Source organism: Flavobacterium petrolei, from assembly GCF_003314435.2.
Classification (GTDB): Bacteria; Bacteroidota; Bacteroidia; order Flavobacteriales; family Flavobacteriaceae; genus Flavobacterium; species Flavobacterium petrolei.
Window position 1 is genome coordinate 158,656 of record NZ_QNVY02000002.1, and the last position, 12,779, is coordinate 171,434.

The window sequence follows — 12,779 nt, forward strand, 5'->3', positions numbered from 1 at the left end:
TTTATTTTGATTACTTATATTTTGTAAAATAATTTGTTTTTATCTTCTTAATAGAACTAAAAACTTGTTTTTGTTTTATCCAAGAAGTGCTGTATACAAAGATCACTTTATTGCTTAAAAAAAGTATTATAAGATTACAAGAATTAGTTACATCTTTCACACTTTTAAATTAATAACTATTTATTAATCAATAATTTAAATAATAAATAGGTTCGATGTTGTAATATGTGTGGATTTAAAACTCTATTTTCTAATGGAACTTTTTCCTTTTCTATAAATAATTTCAAAGGTGATTGTGTCAGTTCAAAATTAAATATCAATTATGCAATTGACACTTCTTTGGCTAAGTAAATTTCTTGAACGGCATGAATGAGCTCAACACCTTCATGGAACGGCCGTTGAAACGCTTTTCTTCCCATAATCATTCCGGCTCCGCCAGCTCTTTTATTTATTACTGCTGTTTTTATGGCTTCCACCAAATCAGATTTGCCTTTAGATTCACCTCCTGAATTAATCATCCCAATTCTGCCGGAATAGCAATTCATAACTTGATATCGGCATAAATCTATTGGATTTGAACTGCTTAACTTCGTGTACATTTCTGGATTTGTTTTTGCAAAGTGTATTGAGCTAAAACCCCCATTATGAGTTGGTAATTTTTGCTTGATGATATCTGCCTGAATTGTAACCCCTAAATAATTGGCTTGCCCGGTGATGTCTGCCGCCGTGTTATAATCGATTCCTTCTTTTATAAAAGCATCATTTCTGGAATAACACCAAAGAATAGTTGCCATTCCTAAAGTATGCGCTTCTTCAAAAGCTTTTGCAACTTCAATTATTTGCCTATCAGATTCAGCTGAGCCAAAGTAAATTGTTGCACCTACAGCCACAGCTCCCATATTCCAGGCATCTCGAACGCTCCCAAACATGATTTGGTCAAATTTATTGGGATAAGTCAATAGTTCATTATGATTTATTTTTACCACAAACGGAATTTTATGGGCGTATTTTCTGGAAAGCATTGCAAGACCGCCCATTGTTGAAGCAACTGCATTGCATTCCGCTTCAATCGCTAACTTTATTATGTTTTCTGGATCAAAATAGATAGGATTTGGAGCAAATGAACTTCCTGCTGTATGTTCTACTCCCTGATCTACTGGTAAAATTGAAAGATAACCCGTATCCGAAAGTCGACCGTGATGGTATAGCTGTGTTAAACTCCTAATGGTTTGTGCATTTCGATTGCTATCTAAAAAAACGGAATCTATTTGCGATGAATGCGGTAAATGAAGCTGCTCTTTAGAGATTGTTTTACAAACGTGACTTAATAAAACGTCTTTTTCGTCTCCTAATAAAGCTAGCAATTGAGAGATATCTTTCATTTTAACTTTGCTTTTAAATGAGTTGTTAAAAATCGAAAAATAGAGTGGAATTAGATTTTATAAACTGGATAATCAGTATATCCTTTTTCATCAGCCGTATAAAATAAATCCATATTGAGGTCTTCTGATAAAGGCCAATCGTTTTGAAATCTTTCTACTAAATCTGGGTTATTGATGAAAGGCCTTCCAAAAGCAACAAGATCTGTAAGTCCTGATTCCAGCGCTGATTCTGCACTTTCTTTGGTATAACCACCGCAGGTAATTAAGGTATTCTTGAAGTTATGACGAATTAATTTTTTGATTTCATTGGGAACTGTTGGCGCACCCATTGCCGAATGATCCACAAGATGGATGTGCGCAATATCAAGTTTGTTAAGTTCTTTAGATAAATAATCGTAAGTAGCGTCAATTTCAGGATAATGTGGCATATCACTAGCTACACCATATGGAGAAAGTCTAATTCCGGTTTTTTCTTTCCCAATGGCATGCGCTACGGCGGTAACCACTTCAATCACAAACTTGCAACGATTTTCTATGCTCCCTCCATACTCATCGGTTCGAATATTGCTTATTGGGGAAAGAAATTCTTCTAATAAATACCCGTTGGCAGCATGCAATTCGACACCATCAAACCCTGCAAAAAGAGCATTCTCTGCGGCAGAAATAAATTCGGTTTTCGCATGCAAAATATCTTGAAGCGTCATTTCATTTGGAACTACAAAATCTTGTAAACCATTGGCATCAGTCCACATTTGCCCAGCTGCCTTGACTTGCGAAGGTGCAAATATATACGTGCCTTTGGGCATATTCAGTGGATGACTGATTCTCCCGGAATGCATCAGTTGAACAATTATTTTCCCTCCATTTTTATGGACAATACTTGTGGTTTTTTTCCAGCCTTCTACTTGTTCAGCATTAAAAACACCTGGAATTCTTGCGTATCCTAATCCATTTGGAGATGGTGAGGTTCCTTCGGTTATAATTAGTCCAGCACCAGAACGTTGTAAATAATATTTAGCCATTAGTTCATTGGGAATATTATCAATCGCTCTGCATCTTGTCATAGGCGCCATTACAATGCTATTTTTAAGGTCGGTAGAACCCCATTTTTTTGGTGTAAATAATTCAAATGTCTCCATGATTTTTTTATAAATTGTTGATATAAAGATACTTATATTTAGTAAATTATAAATTAAAATATCAGTTAAAATAACGTTGTGGCCTTGCAACCTGTTCTTAAGCTTTAAAAATATTGTAAATAAAAAGCTTTTGTGAATATTTAAACTTATAGTTAGTCTTCATTTCGTTTCAAAATGATTTTATATTTACAAAGGATGAGGCATTGTTTAAATATACTTTTTGTTTAAACATAATTTTAAACAAAATCTTTGAAAATACTAAAAACTAAAAATTAAGTTAGGCAACATTCTTTTTTATTATTCTAATTAACGGGTATCAAGCTCGTGTACCTATTCGTTGGTCATAGGCGGAAGATTGGAAAACCCCTATGTTCTTGATGCCGTTGCGCCAATCTGGCAAATCAGAAAAAATGCTACCTAACAAAATATATTTCTATTTTATTCTAATTAAATCTACAAAGGATCTGAAAGCCCGCTAATACGAATGAGTTTCTTGTTTACAAATTCTTGAATTCCTAATTCAGATAATTCTCTTCCGTAACCTGAATTTTTAGTTCCTCCAAAAGGCAGATCAGCTTGGGTCCAAGTTGGGTGATTGATAAATACCATTCCAGTATCAATTTTATCAGCGATACGTTTACCACGTTCTATATCTTGAGTAAATATCGAACATCCTAATCCAAAACTGGAATCATTTGTCAAAGTTATTGCTGCTTGTTCATCTTTGACTCTGTAGAAAGAAGCTACAGGTCCAAATATCTCTTCATAATAAGCAGGGATTTCTGGCTTTAAATCGGTTAGAATAGTAGGCTGCACGAAAGCACCTGGAAGATCAGACCGAGTTCCACCAAGCAAAATGGTTGCTCCAGCCTCAACAGATTTTCTTATTTGATCTATAATGTGTTCGGCAGCTTCTTCGCTGCTCATCGGTCCTAATTCTGTTGTGGAGTTCATTGGGTCACCAACAACTAAGTTGGACATTTTTTCTTTGAATTTTTCAATGAATTCATCTGCAATTGCTTCTACAGCTATAAATCTTTTAGACGCTACACAACATTCGCCATTATTATTGATTCTACCTACAACTGCCCATTCAACAGCTTTATCAATGTCGGCATCTTCAAGAATGATGAAAGCATCGCTACCACCCAATTCCAGTACTGATTTTTTTAAATATTTTCCGGCTTCTGATGCTATACTTGCACCAGCTTCCTCGCTTCCAGTTAGCGAAACTCCTTTTATTCTTTTATCTGCAACTAAAGAAGATGCACGTTTTCCTGAAATAAATAGATTCGTATAAAGACCTGTTGGTGCTCCGGCTTCATTAAATAAATCTTCAATAGCAATAGCACATTGAGGAACCATCGACGCGTGTTTTACCAGAACGGTATTTCCAACCATAATGTTTGGAGCAGCAAAACGCGCCACTTGATAAAACGGAAAATTCCATGGTTCAACTCCTAATATTACACCAATGGGACTACAACGAACGTAAGCGCTGCCATATTCGGGTTCCAGATGTTTGTCTGCTAAAAATTTCGCAGCATTAGTAGCATAATAATCAAAAATATCAGCGCTTAATAAAATTTCACCTTCAGCCTGAGCAATTAATTTACCCATTTCGAGCGTGATAATTTTTGCAAGGTGTTCCTTTTTTTCGCGCATCAAAGAAGCTACTTTGTGCAATATTTGAGCACGTTGCTCGTAATTAGTTTCTTTCCAGGTATTGAATGTTTTTGCGGATTGTGCAACCAACATATCAACACTTTTATCAGTCATCTCTTCAAAAGAGCGTACGACTTTATTGGTGTAAGGATTAACAGTTTGAATAGCCATTTTTTATTTTTTAGAAGGATTAATTGTAATTTCTTGTTTTTTTTGTGGGGTAACCAAACCGTACATTGCTTCGTATTGTAACATGATGTCTTTTTCGCCAATGGAATTGAAGAATTCTTCCAAGCGTTTGATGTGGTCTATCGTAAATTGAAGATGTACTTTGAGTGCATCTGCTAGTTCATCAGTGACAGCATTTTTAATCAATACGGGAATCGAGATAATCAGTGCTTTTTCTGTAAAGTAAATTTCTTTTAGTTCCTCTACAAAAATATTTCGACAACCTTCACTAGTTTTAGAAGATATTTCATTTGAATTTCCTTTCCCTTTTTCTAGCATGACTTTTTTATCAGTTTTGGTTACGGTACTTTTCATTTGTTTTTTATTTTATTGAAGTACATTAATTCGATATCGTAAAGTTGGGGTTATAACAGTTCTAAAGTATTACACAATTAATGTTATGTATTACATCTTTCACATATTATCAAATTAATCTTTTGAAATCAATCAGGAAATAATTTTTATAATTCCGTTCCTTATTAAAGTACAAAAGCCATTTAGATTTTGATAAAAAGAATGAAGGATTGCAGCGATACAACTCACTATAGGTTGAAGGTCAGCTGTTATTAAAGGATTTTTATTATTTTGATAAATCACCTGATTAATATCAAATGAAATTAGAGTCTTTGCGGAAAAGACTTTGGAAATGAACAGAAATATTTGTAGGCTATAAAATAAAAAGCTGTAAGTTAAAAAAATGGGAGCGGTTTATTTGGTGTTTTAAGTTCGGTAATGCAAAAAAAAGCAATTACGATGGAAATAAAAAAACTTCCTTTTATATAGTAAAAAGGAAGTTTTGGCTTGTAGTCAACTTATTTGTGCTTGTCTGTTTCAATTTGTTTTAAAAAAAATAGAATCATAAAAGCAAAAATATAATTTATGATTCGTCTTTAGTTGTTCGAACTAAGCTAATTCCTGAAACAAAGAATAATATACCTAAAACTCCGTAAATGATTAGCGCTTTAATATCAGTTGTTTCGCCTGAAGTACTTGCAAATATAACTGCAGTGTAAATAAGTCCACCTATTCCAAGAGCAGTAAGTAATGCTCCAAATATTCTTTTTAGATTCATGATTTTTATTTTTAAAATTTATACTTTTTTTAGCGACTGTTTTTAACTAAATTAGTTTAAAGACAAACACTTTTAAGTAATTAACCTTCCGTTTTAAGAAGGCCCTAATTACTTCACAAATGTATTTTTATGGAACATTCAAAGTGTTACACAATTGTTAATAAAAGTTATATCATTCACAGTTTAAAGTCAATCTGATAAATTTTCACACTAAAATATTATTCTTAGATCATTGATCATGAGTATAAAGAAGTAGTTTTTTTGCTGTAATGGAGTTGTTATTTGTTCCTTTTGTTTTTTGTTAGATCCACAATTTTTGCAAGTAATAATTGTTCGTCAACGGGTTTAGCGATATAATCATCTATTCCTATGGCTTTACATTTTCCTAAATCTACTGTAGTTACATCAGCAGTAAGCGCAATTATAGGGATTTTTGAATTCATTGTGTTTCTAATATATTCAGTGGCTTCAAATCCATTCATTACTGGCATTTGTAAGTCCATTAAAATAATATCGTACGATTTGACTTGTAGTTTTTCGATAGCGATTTTTCCATTTTCAGCAACATCTCGTTCAAAACCGAAATCATCTAATATTGTTTTCATCAATAATTGGTTAAGAGCGATATCTTCGACAATTAATACTTTGATATTTTTTAAAGGTGTAGATGATCCTACTAAATCAGTTTCTAAATCTGTAAAATCTAGTGTTTTTTCAAAAGGTAAGGTAAAACTAAATGTTGAGCCTTCGTTAATTTTACTTTTGACACGAATGGTTCCTCCTTGAGATGTCACTAATTGCTTAACAATGGCTAATCCTAAACCAGTCCCTCCATATTGATGAGAAGTTCCGTTGGTAGCCTGTTGAAAGTTTTCAAATATTACCTCTATATTATCTTCGGGGATACCAATTCCACTATCCGTAATTTCAAATTCAATAATTATTTTTTCTTCTTCCTCAAACAATATATTGGCACTAACTATTATTTCGCCTTTCGATGTAAATTTCACAGCATTACTAACCAGATTTAATATAATTTGGTGTAATCGAATAGAGTCTCCTAAAAGAACTTCAGGTATTTTAGGGTCATAATTTACAACTAATTTTAAATTTTTTTCCTGAATCTTTGTATCAAACAATTGAAGCATTGAAGCTAATGAAACTGCCATTTTAAATGGTTTCTTTTCGAAAATCATTTTACCAGCGTCTACTTTTGCTAAATCAAGTATGTCATTTATAAGTGCAATTAAAGTGTCACCACTTAATTTAATTGCATTTAAATATTCTTTTTGTTTATCAGACAACTCTGTTTTTAATATCACTCTGGTAAATCCAATAATTGCATTCATAGGAGTCCGAATTTCATGACTCATATTAGACAAAAATTGTTGTTTTGCTTTCATTGCATTTTCCGCAATTAGTGTGGCCTGTTCTGCTTTAATTTTTTCGCCTTCAGCTACTAAAGTGGCCAATTCTGCAAAAACTTTAGATTCTATTAATTCGGATTCAATTCTTTTTTGATCGGTTACATCTCTGGCAACAATAACGACACCTAAAACACCTCCTTTATCATCTTTATAAACGGATCCGTTTAATAAAACATCGGTCAGTTTGCCACTTTTGTGACGAAGTTTAAGAGGAGAATTGGTAATATAACCTTTTGCAAATACTTCTTTATAAATTGCACGAGCTTTTGCAGGTTCTGTAAAATACCCGAAAAAATCGGATCCTTTTAATTTTTCACGGGATAAACCAGTTATGTTTACAGTTGCCCGATTCATATCTGTAATTTTACCTTCATTATTTATAGTGGTTAATGGATCCAGGCTTGCTTCAATAAGACTAAGTGAATATTTCTCTTTAAGATAATAACGAGAGCGATCCGTTATGTCTTCAATGGCAAGAAGAATTAATGGTTGACTATTTTTCTTTTGAATAATCAAATGAGCATTAAGCAACATTATTCGTTCTCCAATTCCAGAGAAAGAATGGGTAACTTCAAAGTCTTCAAAACTACTATTTTTTACAAAAATTTCATTTAGAACTTTGCGAAGTTGTGCAATATTCCATTGCTTGTTTCCTAAATTAAATAACAGTTTCCCTTCCGTTTCTTCCTTACTAACCTTAAACTTTTTGTAAAAAGATTTATTAGCTGATATTACGTGAAAATTTTTATTAAGAATAAGCATTGGTTCATGAATGGTGGCAATAATAGCTTCTGAGTATTCGTGGGATTCTATTAATAAATCATGACGCATTTGCAATTCCTGATTAGTCGAAATAAGCTCTTCATTAGTAGCTTCAATTTCTTCTTTTGAGGTTTCAAGCTCTTCATTCAGAGTTTGGAATTCTTCATTTGAGGAAACTATTTCTTCATTTGCGGCTTGCAATTCCTCATAAATAGTTTCTTGAGTTTCAACAATAGCAATCATCTCTGTACGTGCACTATTCAGCTCCTCCGTCAGTTTTTTTATTTTTAAATCTTTAAGTGTGCTATTATTTTCTGTATCTGAATTGTTTTCAATAAAATTTTCTAGGAGTTCCTGAGGTTTAAACACAATAAGTAATAAAGGTTCGTCCCATTCAATTTTAAGAGGACAAACTTCAAATGACATCATTCGCAAAACCGAGTCAATTTTTATTTCAATACCGGATTTACAGACCGTTTTTTTTGTTTCCAATGCTTTATTAATAGCATTACGAAGTTCAAAAGCAAATTCTGGTCGGGCCATTTTCAAAATATTAAGACTTGCTTTTCCAGAAGCATGTTCAAGGTAGGAGGAAACTGCACCTCTGAACTGCAGGATTTCCATGTCTTTATTGACTACAGCACAGGCAGGCATATAACTGGTAAGAAGTGTTGAATCAATAGCGTTTTCAATACTTTCCTGATTTACGTTTACGTTTTTAGAGGGAGTACTTGCTTTTTTATTAGTCATAGTAGTACGTGTGAAACGAGGTGTCAAATCAAGAATTTTTTTCACTCCCAAATTATTTTTTCGGGAATAAATTTTAAATTTATTATTTACTATGGTGAAAAGCAGTGAGGATGTCCCAATACTTTCGGCTTTGCCAAGCATCAAATAGCCTCCGTCATTCAAGGCAAAATGCAAGGATGCAAAGACTTTTTTCTGGGCAGCGGAATCAAAATAGATCAGGAGATTACAGCAACTAACAAAATCCATTCGAGAAAATGGAGGATCACGTAAAATATTGTGAGGTGCAAATATGCACATTTCACGAAGTTCTTTAATAATGCGATAATTGTCGCCCTCTTTAGTAAAAAAGCGGGTTAAATATTTTTTGGGAAGAGATTCCACATCGCTTTGAGAATATTCTCCATTACGAGCATTCCTGATTGCCTCTTCGCTTAGATCAGTTGCAAAAATCTGGATTGGTACTTTATTCGTTTTAGTATCCTGCAATTCGGCAATAATCATTGCAATGGAATACGCTTCTTGTCCTGTAGAGCAGGCTGGAACCCATATTCTTAAAGTCTCTTCTGTCGATTTACTTTTTAAAAGTTTTGCTAAAAGATCTGTTTTTAGAAATTTGAAGGTTTCAGTTTCTCTAAAAAAACTGGTCACATTAATTAATAAGTCAGTATAAAGAATTTCAATTTCATTATTTTTTTGGAGTAAAAGCTTTACATATTCCTGTATCGTTTTTATTGCATATTGTTGCATTTTATGACTTATTCGTCTCTTAATCGTGGGCATTTTATAATGACTAAAATCCACCCCGGTTTCTTTAAGTAATAGTTCAAAAATGGTATTTAGATCATAATTATTATTTTCGATAGTTATTTCTTTGGTGTTTTCTTTTTCTTTTTCATTATTTATGGAAATACCTTTTTTACTGATGCGAACCAATGCAGCAGCGATTTCTTCTGGAGACAAAATATAATCAACCACACCTAAAGTAATAGCTGAATTTGGCATACTGGTTGCTTGCGCTGTATTATCCTGCGCAAAGGTTATACCTCCAGCATCTTTAATGGCTTTAAGCCCAATCATTCCATCACTGGCATAACCGGAAAGCACTACACCGATAACATTTTCTTTATGTGTTTCAGCTAGAGAGGAAAAAAGAACATCAATAGTCAGATTTGGGATATTTTTTTTAATGCGGGGATACAATCGAATGTGTCCATTAACTACCTCAATAACTTTATTGGGTGGTATCACATAGACATTATTGGGTTCCATTTTCTCCATATTATCAATTTCCTGCACTTTCATTTTAGTGATCTTAGAAAGAATTGAAGTCAGTAAACTTTTATGGTCTGGGCTTAGGTGTTGCACATAAATATATGCCATACCGGTATCAACGGGTAACTTTTTTAATAAAAGACTAAAAGCTTCCAGTCCTCCGGCTGAGGCACCAATAGCTACAACCGTAAAAGATTTTGCTTTTGCTTCTTCTTTTAGATCTTTGTTTGGTATCGATTTTGTTGATGAGGACTTTTTGGATGATTCCATTGTATTAGATATATATTTTGTTTCATAGTTTCAAAGAATACCTATGAGATTTGTTAAAATTATTTTTTTAACCTATTGATATTAAATCAATCAAAAATATATACGATTAATCTGTAAAATACACAATTCATTAAGAATTTTTATATTTTGTATATTTCTCTAATTACTTACCAATGTAAGGATATGTTTTAACTTTTGTAACTAAATTAAGTTAATTTAAATGTAGAAATGGAAATTAAGAACTTTGAATATTTAATTAATTGCTTCTTAATTTAAAAAATACGAAAATACTTTATCAAAATATCTGAGTTATAGTGTTATTTTTCAGCTTCTTAAATTGTTAAGTTCCTCCTGTAATTCGTTACAGGCTTGAAGACAAATTTCTTCAATTTGCTGCACTAATTCATGTATTTCTTTAGATTTTTCTTCTGCTGTGGCTAATTCCTGAATTTTCTTTGCCATATTTTCATAATTTGCACTGATTCCCACGATGGAAAAGGACGGTATCATTTTATGTGCCGAAGCAGCTAATAAAGACCAGTTTTGGTCGGCAAGACTTTGTTTCATAGTTTGCACTAATGGCGGAACTTGTCCTAAATACAGTGCTATCATTTCCATCATTAATTTTGGATTTGATTTTGTTCTCTGGTTTAAATACACGAGATTAATACATCTTGTTTTTTCCCCGGTCACCATGCTATCTTCTAATTTATCACTATGTTTTTGAGGAAACGTATCAAGATGTGACTTATTTAAAATACTAACTATTTTATTATACAATTGTTTTTCGTCTACCGGTTTTGCAAGGTAATCGTCCATTCCTACTGCTTTGCATTTTGCTAAATCGACTGTTGTAACATCAGCAGTCAATGCGATTATTGGAATAGTTGATTTCATTGTTTTACGAATGTATTCTGTAGCTTCAAATCCGTTCATTTCTGGCATTTGCAAGTCCATCAATACAATTTCGTATTCTTTTTCTTTTAATTTTTCGATAGCGATTTTACCGTTTTCGGCTATGTCACGCTCAAATCCAAAATCATCCAGTAATGTTTTCATTAATAATTGATTCAACGGAATATCTTCAACTACTAATACTTTTATATTTTTTAATTCAGATTCTATCTTTGTCACTTCGTTTTCCAGTTGAGCTTTGGCATTCGTTTTTTGGAAAGGCAAGGTGAAACTAAATGTAGAGCCTTCGTGCATAATACTTTGTACACGAATTGTTCCTCCTTGTGGTTCTACTAATTGTTTTACAATAGCAAGGCCAAGTCCAGTTCCTCCATACAATTTTGAAGTTCCGCTTGTTGCCTGTTGAAAATTTTCAAATATCGTATCTATTTTTTCTTCTGAAATTCCGGTCCCAGTATCAGTTACAGCAAATTTGAGGATCACTTTTTCAAGATCTTCATGCAGTAAATCTACACGTACCGTAATTTTTCCTTTGGATGTAAATTTAACAGCATTGCTAACTAAATTTAAAACAATTTGATGCAAACGAATTGGATCTCCCACCAAAACATCAGGAATTTTATTGTCGTATTCTTTTACTAATATTAAGTTTTTTTCCTGAATTTTATTTTCAAATAAATGAAGCATAGCCAAAATAGAAGATTCCATTTTGAAAGGCGTTTTCTCAAACGTCATCTTTCCGGCGTCTACTTTTGCCAAATCTAAAATGTCATTAATCAGAACGATTAAGGCATCACCACTTATTTTGATTGCGCTTAAATATTCTTTTTGTTTAGAGGTCAAATCTGTCCGGAATAATACTTTTGTAAATCCAATAATTGCATTCATCGGTGTCCGGATTTCGTGACTCATATTCGACAAGAATTGCTGTTTTGCTTTCATAGCGTTTTCAGCAATAGCTTTAGCATTTTCAGCATTTATTTTTGCTTCTTCTGCAATTTCCGTGGCTAATTCTGCAAATATTTTAGCTTCAATTAATTCAGTTTCAATTCTTTTTTGATTGGTTACATCTCTGGCAACAATAGCAGCTCCTAGAACATTCTCCTTATCATCTTTGTATACGGCACCATTGAATAATACATGAATCAGTTTGCCGTTTTTATGACGAAGAACTAAGGGTAAATCAGCAATAAATCCTTTTTCAAATACTTTTCTATAAACTTCTAGAGCTTTTTCTGGTTCTGTAGAATATTCAAAAAAATCGGTTCCTATTAATTCCTGTCTTGTTTTACCAGTTACTTCAACCGCTGCATAGTTCATATCTGTGATTTTTCCTTGCGGTGAAATTGCAAATAAGGGGTCATGGCTCGCTTCGATAAGACTAAGAGCATAATCAGAACGTAATTTTTGGGCGGTAAGATCGGTATTCAGTTTTTTTAGTTGTTGTGCCTGAAGTAGTAATTCTTGATTTTTGGTATGCAAATCTACAAAAACAGCCACTTTTGCTCTCAATATCTCTGGAGAAAGCGGTTTAATCATGTAATCAACGGCTCCCGCCTGATATCCTTTGAAAATTTGGACCGAATTATCCATGCTAGCCGTCAAAAAAATAATGGGAACATGCTTAAGTTTGTCGATTTGTCGAATTAATTCTACGGTTTCAAATCCATCCATCATCGGCATTTGCACATCTATTAAGATGAGTGCAAAATCTTGTTGGTGAAGCAGAATTTTTAAAGCTTCGTTACCGGAATTTGCTTTGACACATGAATAATTTTCGTCAGAAAGTATAACTTCTAAGGCGAATAAGTTTTCGGGTAAGTCATCGACCAATAAAATTTTAACAGGGCTATTTATTTTCATTTTTAATTGTAAAATAAAAGTTTGAATGTCGTGT

General features: G+C 33.0%; 7 protein-coding genes. All 7 read right to left on the reverse strand.

The window, feature by feature from the left end:
- Positions 1-320: 320 nt before the first annotated feature.
- On the reverse strand, positions 321-1,382 hold the full coding sequence (locus tag DR871_RS07215; protein ID WP_113665905.1) for a class I fructose-bisphosphate aldolase: 1,062 nt from the start codon (positions 1,380-1,382) through the stop codon (positions 321-323).
- A 50-nt stretch (positions 1,383-1,432) separates the two neighbouring features.
- Positions 1,433-2,521: an alkene reductase gene (locus tag DR871_RS07220; RefSeq protein ID WP_113665904.1), complete on the reverse strand. Its 1,089-nt coding sequence runs from the start codon at positions 2,519-2,521 to the stop codon at positions 1,433-1,435.
- 453 nt (positions 2,522-2,974) lie between these two features.
- Positions 2,975-4,357 (reverse strand): NAD-dependent succinate-semialdehyde dehydrogenase, encoded by a 1,383-nt coding sequence (locus DR871_RS07225; protein ID WP_113665903.1) that lies wholly within the window; start codon positions 4,355-4,357, stop codon positions 2,975-2,977.
- A 3-nt stretch (positions 4,358-4,360) separates the two neighbouring features.
- Positions 4,361-4,729, reverse strand: a complete 369-nt coding sequence (locus DR871_RS07230; protein WP_113665902.1) for a DUF892 family protein — start codon at positions 4,727-4,729, stop codon at positions 4,361-4,363.
- 562 nt (positions 4,730-5,291) lie between these two features.
- Positions 5,292-5,486: a hypothetical protein gene (locus tag DR871_RS07235; RefSeq protein WP_091170203.1), complete on the reverse strand. Its 195-nt coding sequence runs from the start codon at positions 5,484-5,486 to the stop codon at positions 5,292-5,294.
- 278 nt (positions 5,487-5,764) lie between these two features.
- The gene (locus tag DR871_RS07240; protein ID WP_113665901.1) at positions 5,765-9,967 is read right to left on the reverse strand and encodes a CheR family methyltransferase; all 4,203 of its coding nucleotides are present in this window, start codon (positions 9,965-9,967) and stop codon (positions 5,765-5,767) included.
- Positions 9,968-10,291: 324 nt separating this feature from the next.
- Positions 10,292-12,745: a response regulator gene (locus DR871_RS07245; protein WP_113665900.1), complete on the reverse strand. Its 2,454-nt coding sequence runs from the start codon at positions 12,743-12,745 to the stop codon at positions 10,292-10,294.
- Between the last annotated feature and the right edge of the window lie 34 nt (positions 12,746-12,779).